We start from the raw sequence: 18,609 nt of genomic DNA, 5'->3' as shown, positions 1-18,609 counted from the left end.
GTGATGCCATCGCAACGCGGATGCCGGACCATAGATTCTGCGCGGGAGGGGGCAAAATGTGGCGACCGACCGCCGGTGCGGACCTGTAATTTCAAAGGGAGCGCGGGCACCGGACGAAAAACAAAGAACGCACCGCACGGCCCCGTGAGGAGAACCCGCCTTCAACCCGTGGCCCAAGTGAGCCACGGGCCGTGGCCAGTCGGTTGCCAGCTTGGTCACTCCGGTTCCGTCGGAGCGCGCCCGGCCAGCGTATAGAGATCGGCAAGCATCAAGCCGTCAACGGCCCGGAGCAGCGCCGCTGTCGCACGCTCGACCTGTGCCGCCAGTTCTGCGGCGGCGGCCGCTTCCCCGGCTGCGGCCCGGTCCTCGGTCGCGGACGCGAGTTCTCCGGCGGCCGTCGAGAACGTGGCGAGCATCGCGCTCAGTTTGTGAGCGGCCTCCCGTAGCCGGACGGTATCGGCGGCCTCGCGAGCCGCCGCCAGCGCGGCCACGTGCCCAGGCGCGCGGTCCTGGAACGACTGGCACAGCCTGCCGAGCAGCCCGGCGTCGCCGTCGCACGCCATCAGCAGCACCTCCGGGCTGAGCCCGACTGGGACGGCAGGCGCGTTAGTCGGAACGAGCCGCTCCATCGCGGCCAGTAGGTCGGGGAGCCGGACGGGCTTGGTCAGGAAGTCGTCCATCCCGGCAGCCAAACACTCCTCGCGGTCCTCGGGTCGGGACCGAGCCGTCAGCCCGATCACCGGCAACTGGCTGCCCGCGGCCCGGAGCGCCCGAACCACCTCGAAGCCGTTCAACTCGGGCATGTGAACGTCGAGGAGCAGAACGTCGAAATCGTTTGTGCCGGCGCGTGATAGGGCCTGGCGCCCGTCGGCCACGACTTGAACGCGGTGCCCCCGGCGGACCAAAAGCTCCTCGACGAGCCGGGCGTTGAACTCGTTGTCTTCGGCAACCAGAACACGAAGCGCCCGCGCCCCTGTGGCCGGCTTCTCGGGTTCCCGTTCGGGCACTGTCTCGGCCGAAGTGCGCATCACCCGGCGGATCACGCCGAGCAGCAGGTCGGCCTGGATCGGTTTGAGGACGTGCGCGTCGATCCGGAGTTCGCGCGAACGGGCCGGGTCGTCCGGCCGATCGCCGGAGGTCAGCAGCACGATCCGCGTGGCGGCCAGCGCGGGCGCCTCCCGAATCCGCGCGGCCAAGCTGAACCCGTCGGTCCCCGGCATCCGGGCGTCCAGCACCACGAGCGGGTACGGTTGCCCCTGGCCGGCGGCGTGCCACAGCGCCGAAGTAGCGTCGGCGGCGTCCCCGGCCGTGTCGGGCGACATCTGCCAGTTCCGGAGGGTGGCGGACAGGATGCGCCGGTTGGTGGCGTTGTCGTCCACGACGAGCACCCGCAGCCCGCGCAGGGCCTCGGGCGTCGGGATCAGTTCGACACCAGAGGGACGGGCGCACCGGCCGAACCGAGCGGTGAACGCGAACGTGCTCCCCCGCCCGGGCTCGCTCTCCACTCCAATCGCGCCGCCCATCAGCGCGACCAGTCGGCCCGAGATCGTGAGGCCGAGCCCGGTACCGCCGTACCGCCGGGTGGTCGACGTGTCCTCCTGCTCGAACGCGTGAAAGATCCGGTCGAGCTTCTCGGGTTTGATCCCGATGCCGGTGTCCCGAACCGTGAACCGAACGGCAGATCCCCCGATGTCTGACGGGTCGGCGGGCTCGACGCCGACGACCACCTCACCCGCCGGAGTGAACTTGATCGCGTTCCCGATCAGGTTGAACAGCACCTGCCGCAACCGGCCCGGGTCGCCCACCAGCGCGTCGGGCACCGCCGGGTGGACGTCGCCTACGAGTTCCAGCCCCGCCCGGTGTGCGCGGGCGGCCAGCGCGCGGAGGGTGTCCCCGACCACCGCCCGAAGGGAGAACTCGGTCGGGTCGAGTTCGAGCTTACCCGCCTCGATCTTCGCAAAGTCGAGCAGGTCGTTGAGGATGCCGAGCAGGTTATCGGCGGCCGACTTCACGGTCGCGAGGCACTGCCGCTGGTCCTCACGCAGTTCCGTCTCCAGCACCAGTTCGGTCATACCGAGGATGGCGTTCATCGGGGTGCGGAGTTCGTGGCTCACGTTCGCCAGGAACTCGTCCTTGGCCCGGTTGGCCGCCTCCGCCGCCTCTTTTGCAACGAGCAACTCGCCTTCCAGGCGCTTCCGCTCCGAAATGTCCTCGACCACCCCGATGCTGTGGAGGGTTCCCTGAACCGGGTCCCGCTGTGCCGAGACGGTCACGACGGTCCACTTCACCGCCCCGTCCTTACACACGTGGCGCTTTTCGAGCGAATAGCTGCGGACCTCGCCGCGCATCAGGCGCTCGAACTGGGTGCCGCTCCCGGTCCGGTCGTCGGGGTGCGTGACGGCACGGAAGTCCAGCCCGATCAACTCCTCCCGCGGGTACCGGAGGATGTCGCAGTGCTTCTGATTGACGCGAAGGAACCGGCCCTCCGGGTCGCAGTGGGCGATCCCGACGGCGGCGTTCTCGAAGGTCCCGCGGAACCGCTCCTCGCTCTCCCGGAGGTTGCCCTCGGCGCGCTTCCGCTCGGTAATGTCCTCGCACAGACCGGCCACCCGCGGCTCCCGGCCGGCCTCATCGCCGAGCGGGAACGAGCGGAGCCGGACCCACCGGACGGCGCCGTCCGGGCGGACGATGCGGAACTCGCGGTCCGTGCGCGCCCCCCGCCGAACGTGGTCGAATTGTTCGGTTGCACCGGAACGGTCGTCCGGGTGAACGGTGTCCAGCCAGGCGCCGGCCGCGGACCGGTACAGTTCCTCCCGGGAGCGACCCCACACCTCTTCGTAAGCGGGGCTAACGTAGACGGGTCGGCCGACGGGGTCGAGCGCCCAGAAAATGTCACGGATGTTCTCGGCCAGATGAAGGAACCGGGCTTCGGCGTCTTTGACGGCCGTCGCCGCCCGCGCCCGCTCCTCGGCAACGAGCCGCAACCGGGTACGGTGGAGGGACTCGCACAGGGCGCTCATCATCGCCCCGACGAGCAGGAACATCGGCAGCGCGACGGCCGCGTTGATGCTCTTGATGCTGAGCTCGAAGTGCGGCGGGGTCAGGGCGAAGTTGGCGATGAAGGCCCCGATGGCGGTGGCGAGCAGGCCGGGGCCGAGCCCCCCGTAGTAGGCCGCGATCAGCACGGCCGGGAAGAACCCCATGTGGGGCACGTCGTCGTGCAGGACGGGCCAAACGGCCCACCGGACCAGCGCCGTAACCACCGTCGCGGCGACCGCGACGGCGTACCCCCTCCGCCGACCGGTGCGTAAGCTCTCCATCAGGTCAGTATGCTGTTCCGGTCGCATGATCGGCAATTGCTGAGTTTTCGGTTCAGGACCGGCGGCGCGGCCGCGTCGCCGGGTGGACAGCCGCAGCGGGAGTGCGGATACTGACGGTAGCTCTCACACCTCTCCGCCCGCTACCGTTCCGGAGCCACATGGCCCACGTTCTGCTCATCGACGACGACCCCGAACTGCTGGCCGATCAGGTGCGGCACGCGTTCCCGCCCCCGGCCAACCGGGTCGAGGTGGCCCGGACCGGCGCGGAGGGGGTCGCCCGGGTCCGGGCCGAGCGGCCGGACGCGGTGCTCCTCGATCTGCGGCTCCCGGACCGCACCGGGCTGGAGGTGTTCGAGGAGATCCGGGCGCTCGACGCGCGGGTGCCGGTCGTGTTCGTCACGCTGTCGAAGGCCGCCGACGCGGCCATCGAGGCGATGCGGCGCGGGGCGCTCGACTACCTGTTCAAGCCGGTCGATCCGGCCCAGCTCCGGCGGGTGATCGGCGAGGCGGTCGAGGTGGGCAGGCGGATGCGGGAGCCGGCCGTACTCACCGAGACGCCGCCGGACGAGGACGGGGGCGGCGCCATCGTCGGGGCGTGCCCGGCGATGCGCGAGGTGTATAAGGCGGTCGGCCGGGTCTCCGCCCAGGACGTGGCGGTCCTTATCACCGGCGAGAGCGGCACCGGCAAAGAGGTGATCGCCCGGGCGATTTACCAGCACTCGAAGCGGGCGGACAAGCCGTTCCTGGCTCTTAACTGCGCGGCGATCCCCGAGCCGCTGCTGGAATCGGAACTGTTCGGACACGAGAAGGGCGCGTTTACCGGTGCCGACCGGCGCCGGATCGGGCGGTTCGAGCAGTGCAACGGCGGAACGCTGTTCCTCGACGAGATCGGGGACATGCCGCTGGCGCTCCAGTCGAAACTGCTCCGGGTGCTCCAGGAGCAGACGTTCGAGCGGGTCGGCGGCGGCGAAACGGTCACCACCGACGTGCGAATCATCTCCGCCACCCACCGCGACCTGAAGACCCGGGCGGCGGACGGAACGTTCCGGGCCGACCTGTACTACCGGCTCGGGGTGTTCACGGTCCACCTGCCGCCGCTCCGCGAGCGCGGGGACGACCTGGCGCTGCTCGCCCGATACTACGTCCGCCGGTTCGGCCGGGAGCTGGGGCGGGACGTTCGAGATGTGAGCGCGGAAGCGCTGGACCGGCTGCGGGCGTATTCCTGGCCCGGTAATCTCCGGGAACTCCAGAGCGTGCTGAAGCAGGCACTGCTGCGAGCGGTCGGATCGGTGCTTTTGCCGACGATGCTTCCCGAACTGTCGACCGAGCCGCCCACGGCCCTGCCGCCAGCGGCCCCGACCGCCGGTCTGGCCGAGTTCATCGGCCGCCGGCTGGGTGAGGGCTCGGAATCGTTGCACGAAGAGGCCCACCGCGAACTCGATAAGATCCTGCTCCCGCTCGTGATGGAGTACACGCGCGGGAACCAGTTCCAGGCCGCCAAGGTGCTCGGCGTTGCTCGTCAAACGTTGCGGCGCCGGCTGCGCGAACTCCAGATCGTGCCGCGGTTCACCGACGAACCGGACGACGCACCCTGATACCTTTTTGTTCGGGGATGAGCATAGCAACCGGCGCGCCGTGCCTTGTTTGAAGTGTGTCGGCCCCGCGCTACAAGGTACAGCACGCACAGCGAGCGCGGACCGTTGCGCCCCGGTTGTCAGTTAGGACATTTCCGTACCAGTAAGACTGCATACGGACGTGAGAGGCGTTCTGCCCAAACGCTGCGAAGTTGCGATTCATCTACCGTATCAGTGGTGATTCCAATGCAACGAAGCCGGGGCGCCACACGCGGCGCCCCGACCTCGTTGTGATGACCACATCCGCAGGCCGCTACCGTCAATCGTCGTAATCGACCCGTACCGTGCCGTTGTTCCGGAACTCGATCTCCACTTCACGGCCGCCAACGAACTCGAACCGGATCGAGCGTTTATCGACTTCAAAGTCCCTGAGCTTCCCCGGAGGCAGCGTGAAGCACACCTTCACCGGCTGCCGCGTAACCGGGTGAACCACCCACACGTCGTGCTTGCCCGGGGTCGGGGTGAAGTACCGGGAGAATTCGCCCAGCGTGAGCGCCGCGGGCGCGACCGGCTCCACCGGCACGGAAATGTCCGGCGGCGGGTACAGCGCCGGCGGGGGCGACACCGGAACGACCACCACGGGCGGACGCGGCGGCACGAGGACGATCGGCGGGCGCGGGGCCACAACTATGACCGGCGGGCGCGGCCGCACGACAACGACCGGCGGGGGCGGAGGGGGAAACGCGGGCGGGTGGGCCGGGGCGGTCAGCGTCATCGAAAGGAGGAGGGCGTTCATCGGATTCGCTCCGTTGGGGTTCGGCGGTCAGTTGTGCCAGTTGAACGCCCCCGCTGCCCCAACTTGCGCTTCCGGCCAGAATCGCTAAAGCTGCGCCCGCGTTGACTGCGGCACTCGCACAGAATGCCCCTTCCACACCGTTTGGAGAATGCACCGCACGTGTTGTGACGCACGGAGTTTCCTGAGAACCGTATCAGCTCGAAACCGCTAATGTACGGCTGGCTTCTTCTGACATGATTCGGTCCCACAGCCGAGTGCGAAGAGTGTAGATTTCGTGCCTTGGAACCCAACCCTTGTCACGAACCAAGCCGCTGAGCGAATCGTCTCCGTTAGCCGAAGACCAGTCGAACGCGCCGGAGCACACATCCACGGCTCGCTCCGGGGTGTAACCCACGTTACAGTGTGGCGGGAGCGGATCGTCGAACCAGTGTTGCACGAGTTCGAGCCACACACGCACGCGGTACTCCCAGCTCTCATACGACATCGCCGAGTGGCACGCCCGTAGCTGACGCGCGACCTCGGCGACACTACCGCCAAGGTGCCGAAACCCGTGGTAGGTCCATCCACCCGTACCGGTGCCCGGTCCGTGTGTCTCCCAGTGGGAGTCGAAAAGGAGCCGATCGAAGTACGGGCGCCCGGTTTCGCCGAACAGCGCGATCCCATACACCAACCCGCCGTTACAGTCGGTGGACGCGGTCGTCTGTCCCATATCGAAGAGGAGCGGAAGCAGCTCCGGGTTGCCGACCTTATGCGCGAGTATCGGGAGAAACTCTGGGAACAGGTTCTTTCCGGCACACGCCCGAACCGCGGACTCGATTTCTCGTTCCAACCCGTCGCACGGCAGGCTCAACAGTCCGAGAGCCGCGCACTTCTGTTGGTAGTAGCCTGTGTCAGTTTCACCCGCGGCGTACTGCCAGAGGACATCGCGCACTTCCATGCAACCAAGGAACCCAATTGCGTGTAGCACATCTCCTCGAACCTTAGCCCGCAACCGCCCGCCGGCGAGACACGCGGACGCGAGCTTGCGGGCCGTGTCGCGGGTGCCGCGCCGCATGACCGCGTCGAGTACGCCTGCGCGTTGGTAATCGGCCGGGTCTTCGAGAAACACTTCGAGCAGCGCGTCGGCGTCTTCCGGACTGCCGTGCCGCGCGACGATCGCAACGCGAGCGCTGGTGAGAACGCAGGGCGCGTGCGCACCTGGAGAGAAGGCGCGAAGGCTGTCGATCAGTTCGCGGGTAACCTTCAGCACGATCCGCCTCCGAGGCCGACGGTGAATCGCCGCGAACGCACAGCTACTTTAGTTTAGCAGACCGTTGATCCGACCTCAGCAGACCGATCGAGGTCACAGTTTTCCTGCGTGCGGCAATTCAGGTCCGATTGACGCGCTGTCAGAGACTTTGGCGAAGGTGATGCGGCTGACTGGACCGCTCACGTGCGCGTGAACGTCGCCACCTGGCTCGGCGCCCCGACCTCCGCATCGGTGGCGCCGAGCGGGTCGATCCGGACCGCGTACCCGTGAGCCGCACACACCTTCGCGCACCACTCCGCGAACTGTGCCCGGGTCCACTCGAACCGGTGGTCCGCGTGGCGGAACTTGCCCGCGGGCAGGCCCTCGAAGCGAACGTTGTACTCGCGGTTCGGCGTCGTCAGGATCACGACGCGTGGCTTCGCACCCCCGAACAGCGCCCGCTCGAACGCCCCCAGCCGCGGGAGGTCCAGGTGTTCGATCACCTCAACGACCGCCGCGGCGTCGAAGCCCACCAAGCGCGCGTCCCGGTACGTGAGCGAGCCGTGGAGCAGTTTCACGCGGGCGCCGAGGTTGTCGGGCAGGCGCTGCCGGTCGAGCCGCTGGCGGGCGATTTCCAGGCTCCGCACCGACACGTCAACGCCGACCACCTCCGTGAACCGCGGATCGGCGGCGAGCAACCGGAGCAGTTTCCCTTCACCGCACCCCAGATCAAGAACGCGCGTCGCGCCGGTGGCCTGGAGCGCGCCGAGAACGGTCGCCAGCCGGTGCTCGTGGAGGCTGACGCGGGATTCCAGCCGCTCCTCGGCGAGGTCCTGTGCCGCCAGCGCCTCCGCGGGCTCCTCAGTGTCGTTCGGGTCGAGTGCCGCCAGGACCGACCGCACCAGCTTGCTCTGGCGCCGTAGGTAGCGCTCCGCGATCCGTTCTTTCTCCGGGTGCGAGTTGAGCCAGCCCTCGCCGTGCCGCAGAAGCTTCTCGACCTCGTCGTTGCTCACCCAGTAGTGCTTTTCGTCGTCGAGCACGGGGACCAGAACGTAGAGGTGCGAGAGCAAATCCGCGAGCCGGACCGTGGCCCGCAGCTCGACGGTGAAGTACGGCGACTCACCCCATTCGGGGAACTGCGCGTCGAGTGGGTGGCGGGTGGCAGTAACGACATAGCCGAGCGGCTCGAACAGCCGGCGCAGGAACCCCTCACCCCCACGGCGACACGGAAGCACGCTGAGCCGGGCCACAAGGGGTAACGGCTCTTCTGTGAGTTCCGGCCGGGCTTTACAACTGCCGTTCAGCGCGCTCCCGAGCACCTGCGAAAGGGCGACGCTGAGGAACGACGACGCGACATACGGGCGGTCGTTCACGTACTGCGCGAGCAACTCGTTTCCGGTGTTCCGGCGCTGGCGGGCGAGTCCGACGGGATCGACTTCGAGCAGGAGGGCGGCGGCACAGCGTTCCTCGCGTGCTTCCGGGTAGAAGACGTGAGCCTGCCCGAACGTGAGAGGGAATGATTGCGCCTTGTCCGGGTGCTTGTGCAGCAACCACCCGAGGTCGGTGGCCGGCGTGCGGGTCGTGGAGATCGTGAGCAGCATTCGTTGCGCCCGTTGGGATGCGGGTCAGATTGGTAGGAGGCGCGTGAGCCGGTGCAGGTTCACGCACCGGGCTCCGGGTCGGTGCGGTCGAGCCAGTCGCGTGCGGCGCCGATCAGCGTGGCGCAGCCCTCAACATCAGGGGCCGTGCCGGCGAACTTCGCGAGGTCGCACTCGTCGAGCAGCCCGCGCAGCACCCGCGCGCCGTCCACGGGCCATCCGCCGAGTGTAATGGCTTCGTACAGTTCGGCGGTAGTTAGGCGTGTGGCCGGGATCGCGAACCGGCGCTCCACGTACCGCCGCAAGACGCTCGCGAGCCGCTCGGCGAAGTCCGGACCGCCGACGTATTCGGCTTCCAGTGCCGCGAGGGCGGTCCGTGCCCACGCGCCGGGAGGGACCGGTTTCGGCCGCCGCACGCGGCGCCAGACGAACACGAGAAGCATCGCACAGACCGCCGCAACGGCCGCGGCGACCAGAACCGTGCCGGGCGAGCGCCCCGCGGGCGTATCCGCCGGCGGCGGAAGTTCTTCGATCGTGGTGACCGGGAGTGATTCGGGCAGCGGGGTGTCGTCCCCGCCGGTGCGCTCGACCGTCACCTCAACGGCGAGGGTTTGGGTGAGCGGCTTGCCGTTCACGCCGACCGGCGCGAGTTCCGCGCGGAGCGGTTTTCCCGGCGCGTGCGGGTCGAGCCGGAACGTCTGCTTCCACCGCTCGCGCCCGTCCGGGAGCGGGAGCACTTCGGCGTCGCCCTTCGGGCGGATGCGCCAGTCGCCGTTGGTGGCGTCGGTGAGCAACTGCTTCGGCAGTTCCACGGCGGCGCGCATCGGGGCCGGGCCGTCCACCGTTAACGTCACCTGAACCGGTTCCCACAACTTGATCCGGTCCCGGTCGGCGCGGACGGACGCCTCGTATTTCGGCGGCTGCGCGGCGCTCGCTCCGGCGCTGAAGGCCAGAGCGAGCGCGGCGAAGAGCGTGTTCCGCATTTCTACCCGTGCCTCCGGCGCCGGTCCCGCCGGCGGAAGAAGTTCAGCAGCGCGTCGAAGTGGTCGCCGTCCGTGCCCGCTTCGATGAGGTCGGCCTGGCACCCGCGGGCGAGTTTGGCGAACTCCTCGTCGCGGGTCTTGGCGGTCGCGGCGAATTCGGCACGGACGCGGGCGTCGCTGGTATCGACGAGCCGCTGGCGACCGGTTTCAGCGTCCTGTAGCCGCACCAGGCCGACCGCGGGCCAGTCGCGCTCGCGCGGGTCGCTGGTCCGCACCGCGATCAGGTCGTGCTTGTGCGCCGCCCGCCGGAACGCGCCGGCGAAGTTGTCGCCGACGAAGTCGCTCATGAAGAACACGATCGCCCGGCGGCGCTGCACCTTGTTCAGGTGGTCGAGCGCGCCGGCGAGGTCGGTGCCGGTGTGCTTGGGCTCGAACGCGAGGATGTCGCGGAGCAACCGGAGGACGTGCCGCGGCCCCTTGTTGGGCGGCACGAACCGCTCGACCTGGGACGTGAACGCCAGCAGCCCGACGCGGTCGTTGTTGCTCACGGCGCACAGCGCGAGCAGCGCCGCGAGTTCGGCCGCGGCGGACCGCTTGGTGAGCACCCGGGTGCCGAACGACTGGCTCGCGGACACGTCCACCGCGAGGATCATCGTCAGCTCGCGCTCCTCGACGAACCGCTTGATGAACGGGTGCCCGACGCGTGCCGTGACGTTCCAGTCGATGGTGCGCACGTCGTCGCCGGGCTGGTACTCGCGCACCTCCTCGAACGACAGCCCCGCGCCCTTGAACGCGGAGTGGTACTCGCCGCCGAGCAGCGTTTGAACGAGCCGCCTGGCCCGCAAGTGCAACCGTCGAACCTGGCGCAGAACGTCGGCGGGTAGCACGATCAACCTCGGGTGTTCGGTCAGTTCATTTTATGCCCGGTCGCGCGCCCTCAAACGGATACGGTTCCGGGCCGCGGCGATCAAGCCCCGCCCGCGTAGAACGCGACCACCGCGCGAACGGCCTTGCGCCACACGGCGAGCTTGGCGGCGCGTGCGGCGGCCGGCAACTTCGGCTCGAAGTGTGTTGCGCCCGACACCAGCTTCCCGAGAGCCGGTTGGTCGGCGAGGCCGGCGCCGACGGCCGCAAGGAACCCGGCCCCGAGCGCGGTCGATTCGCTCTGGGAGGCGCGGGCGACCGGTCGGCCGAGCGCATCGGCTTGGAACTGCAAGAACCAGTCGTTGTTCGCCATCCCGCCGTCGACGCGCAGCGGCCCGGTCCCGGCGCGCTCCCCTCCGGGGAATGAACGATCCCCCCGCGCGTCTTGTTCCGCGGCTTCGATCAGATCCGCGACCTGAAACGCCACGCCTTCCAGCGCCGCCCGCCCCAGGTCCGCGGCCGTGGTGGCCCGTGTAAGGCCGAAGATCACGCCCCGCGCTTCGGGCACCCAGTGCGGCGCGCCCAGCCCGACGAATCCCGGCACGAACGACACCGGCTCCGACGGGTTCGAGGCGTGCGCGAGCCGCTCCACGTCCGCGGCCGACGCGAACAGCCGCAGCCCGTCGCGGAGCCACTGTACCGCCGCCCCGGCGATAAACACCGCGCCTTCGAGCGCGTACTTGGGGCGGGAATCGGTCATCGCGGCAACGGTGGTGAGTAACTTGCTCCGCGACACTACGGCTACGTCACCCGTGTGAAGCAGGTAGAACGCGCCGGTGCCGTACGTGCATTTCGCCTCGCCCGGGCTGAAACACCCCTGCCCGAAGAGCGCGGCCTGCTGGTCGCCCGCGACGCCGCGAATCGGCACCCCGTCCGGCAGGAAGTCGAGTCCCTTCGTGGTGCCGAATTCTGCGACGCTGGGCTTCACGTCCGGCAGCGTGGCGCGCGGCACGCCGAAGTAGCTCAGCAGTTCGTCGTCCCACTGAAGGGTGTGGATGTTGAACAGCAGCGTGCGGCTGGCGTTGGTGGCGTCGGTGGCGTGAGCCCTTCCCGCGGTGAGCCGCCAGATCAGAAACGTGTCGATGGTTCCGCACGCGAGTTCGCCCCGTGCGGCTCGCGCCGCGAGTTCAGAATCGCGGGCGAACAGCCAGTGCAGTTTCGTACCGGAGAAATAGGGATCGAGGACGAGGCCGGTTTTGGCGGTCAGCGCGGGCTGGTCCGCCGCCCGGGTGCGGCAGAAGTCGGTGGTGCGGCGGTCCTGCCACACGATCGCCCGGTGTACGGGTCGGCCGGTGGCGCGGTCCCACACGACGACCGTTTCGCGCTGGTTGGTGATGCCGACCGCCGCGACGCTCTTGGGATCGCGCCCGGCCTTCGCGAGCGCCTCACGCACGGTCCGCGCGACCGAATACCAGATGTCTTCGGGTTCGTGCTCGACCCAGCCGTCGTGCGGGTAGTGCTGTTCGATCTCCTGTTGCGCGGCCCCCAGAACCGTGAACGTTGAGGCGTCGTACACGACGGCGCGCGAGCTGGTGGTCCCCTGGTCGATGCTGAGCAAAACGGGAGAGGTCACGTCACGGACTCCGGCGGGGAGAATCACGGTGAGAGAAACGCACGAGCCATCGCCGCGTACTCGGCGCGGTCGGCCTTAGTGCCGCCCCATCACGGCGAACACCTGCGCGAGCCGCCGCTTGACGATGCCGCTCCCGAGTACCCGTCCGGGCCAACCCAAGGGGACGCGATACTCGATGCGGTCTTCGAGGAACGAGCGGTCCGGGCCGTTCGGGATGAAGTCATGGTTGTGGTTGAAGGCCGCGAACGGCCCCTCGATCTGTCGGTCCCGGAACCCGAGCCCCGGGCGGAAGTCGTAGGACTCGGCGAGCCACGTTCCACTGACCGGACCAACGACGTTGGTGCGGAGGGTGACGCGGAACCCGTCCGCACCGAACGCCCCCTCTTGCTTCACGACCCGGGTATCCTCCCAGGGCGGCGCGCGCCGCCGGAACGCGAGCGGGCGGGCGTGCCAGGCGTACAGTTCGTCGGCCGACACGGGCATCGGCGAACGCAGGGTGAACACATCATCGGGCATGAGCGGACCTCAAGTTCGGCGCGGCCAGTTGGTGAACCGCAACAGGCGCGCCGGCCACCACCGAGCACCGGCCCACGTCGTCGCAAGTCGGTCATTCCCGCTCTTTTGTCCCTCACGGTTCCGAGCCGAAGCTCGGATTCGAGCGCGGGAAATATCAATTCGCCCGCAAAGCGGCGAATGCAAAGCTAAACACGGCAACGTGTTGCATCTCATTTCCTGATTAATGCTGGGGCCGCGTTCCGAGCGTTGAAGCGTGGAATTCGTGGTAGCAACCAACCAGCGAATTGCCAGTCCGCGACCCGCCCACCGGCAGCGAATGTCCCGTCGGCGTCCCATCAGTGCCCCCGTTACTTGCGGGCGGTGACACGCCGTATACTCCGCTACTTCCCCGGTGAATTGAGCCGCTCATCGCACAAGCTCCGCCGAAATCATCGGGCATTCGGGTTGTCGAAGGGCGCGGTTGCGACCGGTCGCGCCCCCACATCAAACCGCTTCATGCACCGGATGCTGATACCGCCGTTGCCGCGACGCGCTGCCCCATTCGGCAGATGGCACCGCGGGCGGCACGTCACGTGCCTGGGTGTATCGACTCGGGTTAACTTTTGCCCAGTACCAAGTCTACCACCCAGCACCCGCGGACGTGCGGCCCCGGCCCGCGGCAGTGCGCAAGAACGATCTTGCTGTCGCACCCGGCGTCTTGAAGGGCGTCGGCAAGAATCGGCATCGCGCTGAAGTCGCGTGAGTGGTACATCTCGCGCGATAGGGCCACCGCGGTGTCGGTGATCCATTCCGGGGAGAGCGCAGCCGGGTTGAACAGGTCACCGAAGATGTCGCGCAGCAAACCGACCTGGGCGCGCCGCTCCTCGAGCGGACCGCTCCAAGAGGCCTGAGAAAGCGCGTCGACCGCCCCGACGATTTGGGTCAGCGTCATCAAGGGGTTTGAGACATCCGATGACGCTCCAGCCAGATGGATCAGCCGGTCGTCGCGTTCCGCAACCGCTTCTTCGAACGCTTATTCGAACGCTTCTTCGGCCGCGGCCGAGAGCCGATCGAGTTCGCGTTCCGGCAGCGAATCATCGGCGTACCGTTCAGACGCCTCGATCGCTTCGCGGCACCGCCGGTCTTCGATCTCGTCCCAAAGCCGGCGACAGGCCGCACATCCGAACAATCGGATTTTCCGTCCGGTCACGACTTCGGACATCGCCCCGTGCAGCATGAAGCGAGGGTCTTCACACGCCAGCCACTCGGCTTCCGTCATCGCGTCACCCCGGATGACTCATCTTGCTCGCCTCAATCCCACACATATCGTTCGTCCCATTCCTGTTCGTGCCGGGTCAGGAACTCGCGGTACTCGTCCTGGTAGTTTTGCTTGCGGTGGTGCTCCTCCTGGCGTCCGATGTAGGCCCGCACCGCCTCGACGTTCGACTTGCTGACCGCGAACGCCCCGTACCCGGCCTGCCACGCGAACCGCACCGCGGGGAACGTCTCATGAACCCACGCGGACGGGGCCGCCTTCAGGTCGAGGACCAAATCAGCAACGCACCCGCCCCCCGCATCGACCGAGCGACACGAGCAGGTGGATGTGATCGACGCCCCCGCCGACCGCAATGAGCGGCGATCCGGCGATCCGGGCTGCACCGAAGTAGCGGTAGAGCCGCGGGGCCAGGTCTGAAATGATGAGGGGTTCGCGGAACTCCGCATGCTTGAGGTGGTCCCACCCACCAGTGTCCCACGGGTTGAGATCCGGAGCTGCCCCCGGCGACCGTTCGACCTCGATCACTCGACCCTCGGGCTGTGCAAGAAGTCCATCACGAGCGCACGCCGATTCATCGGCGAGCCGTCCCGAATCACACACAACCGCGATCCCGCGTGACGTACCACGTGCCGCAAGAATTCCAAACTTGCCGTTCCCATCTGACAGGTCAAGAGTGTGCTTCGGGCCGAAACAGCGCACGTTCTCCACAGTTAGCGACGGGAAGCGTGCCGGCAGGCACTCCGGATCGGCTCCAGACGACGGGGCACCGTTGGTCGGTGGCTTCGGAGAGGTGCTTTCTGCCGAGCCATATTCGTGCGGGTGCTGAAAGAATTCGGGGGCGCGACGGCATTCACTTTACCGCGACGCCACGGGGGTGTCGAGTTGGCCGGGACATTCCTTTGGCAAACGTTTGACTTCGCGCCGGCGTTCTGGCATGCTGACTTTTAGTGTGGGTTTCACTTTCCATCCGTTCGCTAGGCAATTAAAATCTCCGCGGGTTTGGTCGGCCCGCGCCCGGGATCGCCATGTCTCCGCCGGGCTCGCGATTCGCAGCGCGCCCACTGCCTTCAGGGTCACACCGAATGCCCGAACCACCTCGCACCGGTGACGCCGTCCTCGAACTCGTGCGGCGCGCCGAGATCACGGACGACGACGCACTCAGCGGGTTCGTCAGCCGGTCCGGGCCGCTCCCCCCGACCGCGTCCGACACCGCGACGCGACTGGTACAGGCGGGCATCCTCACCCCGTTCCAGGCGAAGCTCATCCTCCAGGGTAAGCACAAGGGCTTCCGGCTGGGGCCGTACCGCATCCTGAACCAGATCGGCGCCGGCGGCATGGGAACCGTGTTCCTCGCCGAACACGCCGCCCTCCGCCGCAAGGTCGCGCTCAAGGTGCTGCCGGGGCGTCAGGCCCTCGACCCCGTCAACGTGGAGCGGTTCTACCGTGAGGCCCGCGCCGCCGCGACCCTCGACCACCCCAACATCGTTCACGCCTACGACGTCGCCTGCGACAAGGGCACCCATTTCCTCGTACTCGAGTACATTGACGGCGAGACCCTCGACCGCACCCTCACCGCGCGGGGGCGGTTGCCCGTCGGCGAGGCGGTCAGTTACGCCGTGCAGGCCGCGGCCGGGCTCCAGCACGCGCACGACAAGGGCGTCGCCCACCGGGATATCAAGCCCGCGAACCTGCTCGTCGGGGGCGACGGCATCGTGAAGGTGCTGGACCTCGGCCTCGCGGAGTTCTTCGAGGAATCGGGAACGAAACTTGCCCGCAACAGCGGGCTACTGGCGACCACGGACTACGCGGCCCCCGAGCAGCTCCGCAATTGCGAGAGCGCGGATCATCGGGCCGACATCTACAACCTCGGCGCCACCCTCTATCACTTGCTGACCGGCCGCCCGCCGTTCGCCGGGACGACCGCGGCGAAGATGATCGCGCACCAGCTCACACCGGTGGTCCCGCCACGCGAGCTGCGCGACGAGATCCCCGAAGCGCTGTCCGACGTCGTCGAAGTCATGCTCGCCAAGGAGCCGGGGGACCGTTACCCGACCGCCGGCGTGGCGGTGCAGGCGCTGCTGCCGTTCGTGAACGTCCCGGACCGGCACGGGCAGCCGTCCGGAAAGCTGCCCCCGCTGGCGGCGGCGGCGGTGCAGGAAAGCACCGGCGGGCTCGATGTGGGGCCGATCCGCGAAGCGGCGGCGGCGGCCGAAGCGCTGGCGCGGGCGCAACGCACCGCACGGCTCGCGATCACGGGGATGATCGCGGGGGTGCTTTTCGGGCTCGTGTGGCTCGCGGTTGCGGTCGTGATCTACCTGGCGAAGTAGTGTTCGGTCCGGGCGTGCGAAAACGGCAGGGGGGCGAAGCCGGAACAGCTTCACCCCCCTGCCGTTTCGCACGCCCGGACCGAACACTACTTCGGTTCCGGGGCGAACCACTTCGTCAGCCAGTATCCTCGGCTGTACTCTTTTTCCTCACCGGTCTGCGGGAACGCCGACGGCGGCAACTTGTCGAACGCCTCCTTCATCCGATCCCGAATCGCCGCCATGCTCACCGGGTCGTTGTTCTGCTTGAACGCGTGGTACATCAGGCTCAAGATGATAAGCTCGTCGACCGTGCCCTTGTGTTGATCCAGCAACCGGCTGGCCTCGCCCAGCAGATCGTTCGACTTGCCCATCTGCTGGTACGCCTTCAGGATTCGGAGCGAGGCCTGGAGCCGCAGCCACTGCTCGCCATCCTTGAGCTTTGTGTTCCGCTGCTCGATCCGGTTACAATCCGCCACGATCTGTTTGAACGCGGCCACCGCCTCCTCGCGCCACTTCGCCGCGTCCGCGGGCTCCGTGCCCGGTGCATCGGCCTTCCACAGCAGGCACACGCCCAGGAGCAACCGCGCGAGCGGCGCCTCGGGGCCGTTCGGGTAGATGCTCAGTTGCGTCCGCACGCGCGCTTCGGCGTCGTTGAAGTTGCCCTGCTGAATCAAGTCGTTCGCCAGTTCGGTGAGCGCCCGCTCGTGGTACTCGCGCTCGGCCGGCGAAACGTTTTGCTGTTTCGCGATCTGCTCGAACAGCGCCCGCCCCATGGGCACCAGCCCCGCGTGTCGCGAGTCCACGAACTGGCGTGCCAGCCGGTACCGCGTGGCGGTGGACGCGTACCCTTCGGTGGCCATCACCTCGTTGAACACGCGCCACACCCCGTCGGTCTGCTTCGCGGCGAGCATCGCGTCGGCCAGCTCCAGCCACACCGAGCCGATGAGTTGCGCGGGGATGTTCGGGAGCTTCACCGCCTCCTGCAACCGCTGCACGGCCGCCCCCGGGTCGTTGGCGCGGCGGTACAGTTCCGAGGCCCGGCGCAGCAGTTCCAGTTTTCCGTCGGTCCCGGGCTGAAACGCGACCAGCGCCGCGTACTCATCGGCCGCAGCCTTCAATTTCGGCCCCGCTTCGGTCGGGCTCTGGGACTTCATAATTGCCGTGCCCCACGCGGCCAGCACGTCGGCCCGCTTCTCGCGCTCGCGCCCGGATGCCGCCACCGCGCCGTACGCGTCCGCGACCGTCAGCGCGGGCTCGAACGCACCGTCCGCGAGCAGCGTGGTGACCGCGAGTTCGAACGCGGCCTGCACCTCGGCAACCGCCACGAACTCGTTCCGGAAGTCGGCGGCGCTCTTGGCGGCCTTGACGGCGTCCATGAGCAGCGGCACCGCCGCCTTGTGTCGGTTCTGATCCTGGGACCGGAGGTGCAATTCGGCCAACTGAACGGCGGCGGCGACGGCCTCTTCGCCGGTGCCCTTCACGGCTTCCTCAAAGAGTTTTAACGCGGCATCGGGCTCGCGCAACCGCAGCTTGCACACGCCGAGGTCGTAGGCCGACCCCACACGGTACACGGTCGGCAACCCGGGCACGGCGCGCAGCGCGTCCAGCTCCTTCGTGGCTCCGGCGTAGTCGCCCTCGGCCATTAATACCCGGGCCATCTCCGCTTTCGCGGGGGCGAACACGTCGACGGGCGCGTCCGCGCCGATCTGCCCGAGCCACTTGCGGGCGTGCTCGTATTCCTTCGTGAGGAGGAAGATGGCCGCCAGCTTGAGCCGCGCGCGTGCGAGCGAAGCGGCTGGCGTGACCGGACCGGCCGACCGGACATAGTCGTTCAATGCGACTTTCGCACCCGCCAGGTCGGGTGGGTTTTGGCGCAGGGCCAGGTCCGCAATAAGGCGCTTGGTGTCGCCCCCCTCTTCGCCCGGCGGGGGAGCGTTCAGTACGGTGGTGAGGAGCGCGAGGTCGGCCGCCGGTGCGTCCGCCGGCAGCCCGACCGCGGCCCGCACTTTTGCCTTGCGGAACGACAGCCGCGGGGCGTCATTCGGGTCGCGAATCTGGTTCTCATCGACCCGCTCGAAGTGCTGCCGGGCGAGCGTCCAGTACCCCCGAGACTCCTCCAGAGCGGGGGTGATCTCGGCGAGCCGAACGTACCCGCTGCCCAGGTGGAACCGGGCGAGCGGAGCGTGTTCGGGGAAGGTGTCGATTTCGGTCGCCACCCTGGTGAGGTTGGCTTTCAGCTCCTCAGGATCGGGGGCGTGCTTCTCGTAGCTGCCCCGAAGTGACTCGACGGCGCGCCGGAACGCGGATGCGGGGTCGCTCTGCCCGGCCGGGAGCCACCCCTGCCACGCGGACACGAACACGCCAACGCCGATCAGCAGCACCGGCAACTGCCACAAGTGCGTCGTGGGGTCGGCGGCCGACGTTTGAGCGCGCCCCCCCCGCGGAGCGGGGCCAAGGGCGCCGCCGGGGGCGGGCGAAGGCGGGGCCGTGTCCGTGGCCATAGACGTGTTCCGGTTGGTAATCGCGAGAACCCGAA

At 68.2% G+C, this 18,609-nt stretch carries 15 protein-coding genes; 2 read left to right on the top strand and 13 right to left on the bottom strand.

Annotation, left to right across the window (positions count from 1 at the left end; all coding sequences use genetic code 11):
• Positions 1-215: 215 nt before the first annotated feature.
• Positions 216-3,347, bottom strand: a complete 3,132-nt coding sequence (locus tag GobsT_RS35815) for a PAS domain S-box protein (protein WP_081471662.1) — start codon at positions 3,345-3,347, stop codon at positions 216-218.
• A 131-nt stretch (positions 3,348-3,478) separates the two neighbouring features.
• Here GobsT_RS35815 and GobsT_RS35810 point away from each other — a divergent pair, with 131 nt between their 5' ends.
• Positions 3,479-4,915 carry a sigma-54-dependent transcriptional regulator gene (locus tag GobsT_RS35810; RefSeq protein WP_010040900.1) on the top strand — a complete coding sequence of 479 codons (1,437 nt, stop codon included), beginning with the start codon at positions 3,479-3,481 and terminating at the stop codon, positions 4,913-4,915.
• A gap of 298 nt (positions 4,916-5,213) precedes the next feature.
• Here GobsT_RS35810 and GobsT_RS35805 read toward each other — a convergent pair whose 3' ends face one another.
• The 11 genes from GobsT_RS35805 to GobsT_RS38540 all read right to left on the bottom strand — a co-directional run bounded on the left by GobsT_RS35805 (position 5,214) and on the right by GobsT_RS38540 (position 14,292).
• Entirely contained in the window at positions 5,214-5,690 is a 477-nt protein-coding gene (locus tag GobsT_RS35805) for a hypothetical protein (RefSeq protein ID WP_010040901.1), read from the bottom strand.
• A gap of 193 nt (positions 5,691-5,883) precedes the next feature.
• Positions 5,884-6,939, bottom strand: a complete 1,056-nt coding sequence (locus GobsT_RS35800; protein ID WP_010040902.1) for a hypothetical protein — start codon at positions 6,937-6,939, stop codon at positions 5,884-5,886.
• A 179-nt stretch (positions 6,940-7,118) separates the two neighbouring features.
• Positions 7,119-8,519: a 3' terminal RNA ribose 2'-O-methyltransferase Hen1 gene (locus tag GobsT_RS35795; protein WP_010040903.1), complete on the bottom strand. Its 1,401-nt coding sequence runs from the start codon at positions 8,517-8,519 to the stop codon at positions 7,119-7,121.
• Between the two features lie 59 nt (positions 8,520-8,578).
• On the bottom strand, positions 8,579-9,499 hold the full coding sequence (locus GobsT_RS35790) for a hypothetical protein (protein WP_010040904.1): 921 nt from the start codon (positions 9,497-9,499) through the stop codon (positions 8,579-8,581).
• 2 nt (positions 9,500-9,501) lie between these two features.
• Complete coding sequence (locus GobsT_RS35785; RefSeq protein ID WP_029600929.1) at positions 9,502-10,386, bottom strand: DUF58 domain-containing protein; 885 nt, start codon at positions 10,384-10,386, stop codon at positions 9,502-9,504.
• 80 nt (positions 10,387-10,466) lie between these two features.
• On the bottom strand, positions 10,467-11,996 hold the full coding sequence (glpK, locus tag GobsT_RS35780; protein WP_010040912.1) for a glycerol kinase GlpK: 1,530 nt from the start codon (positions 11,994-11,996) through the stop codon (positions 10,467-10,469).
• Positions 11,997-12,071: 75 nt separating this feature from the next.
• Positions 12,072-12,512: an SRPBCC family protein gene (locus GobsT_RS35775; protein ID WP_010040914.1), complete on the bottom strand. Its 441-nt coding sequence runs from the start codon at positions 12,510-12,512 to the stop codon at positions 12,072-12,074.
• Positions 12,513-13,107: 595 nt separating this feature from the next.
• A complete protein-coding gene (locus GobsT_RS35770) occupies positions 13,108-13,443 on the bottom strand; it encodes a hypothetical protein (RefSeq protein ID WP_010040917.1) in 336 nt (111 codons plus the stop codon).
• A gap of 81 nt (positions 13,444-13,524) precedes the next feature.
• Complete coding sequence (locus tag GobsT_RS35765; protein WP_010040919.1) at positions 13,525-13,770, bottom strand: hypothetical protein; 246 nt, start codon at positions 13,768-13,770, stop codon at positions 13,525-13,527.
• 32 nt (positions 13,771-13,802) lie between these two features.
• Positions 13,803-14,042 carry a transposase gene (locus tag GobsT_RS38545; protein ID WP_010040922.1) on the bottom strand — a complete coding sequence of 80 codons (240 nt, stop codon included), beginning with the start codon at positions 14,040-14,042 and terminating at the stop codon, positions 13,803-13,805.
• Position 14,043: 1 nt separating this feature from the next.
• Positions 14,044-14,292 (bottom strand): hypothetical protein, encoded by a 249-nt coding sequence (locus GobsT_RS38540; protein ID WP_010040925.1) that lies wholly within the window; start codon positions 14,290-14,292, stop codon positions 14,044-14,046.
• Positions 14,293-14,849: 557 nt separating this feature from the next.
• Between GobsT_RS38540 and GobsT_RS35755 the strand changes: the two genes are divergently transcribed.
• Positions 14,850-16,094, top strand: a complete 1,245-nt coding sequence (locus tag GobsT_RS35755; protein WP_162542192.1) for a serine/threonine-protein kinase — start codon at positions 14,850-14,852, stop codon at positions 16,092-16,094.
• A gap of 86 nt (positions 16,095-16,180) precedes the next feature.
• Here GobsT_RS35755 and GobsT_RS35750 read toward each other — a convergent pair whose 3' ends face one another.
• Positions 16,181-18,574: a hypothetical protein gene (locus GobsT_RS35750; RefSeq protein WP_109571392.1), complete on the bottom strand. Its 2,394-nt coding sequence runs from the start codon at positions 18,572-18,574 to the stop codon at positions 16,181-16,183.
• Positions 18,575-18,609 lie beyond the last annotated feature (35 nt).

Source organism: Gemmata obscuriglobus, from assembly GCF_008065095.1.
Taxonomy (GTDB): Bacteria; Planctomycetota; Planctomycetia; order Gemmatales; family Gemmataceae; genus Gemmata; species Gemmata obscuriglobus.
Note: the sequence above shows the minus strand (reverse complement) of the source record. Positions and strands in the feature narration are given on the sequence as shown.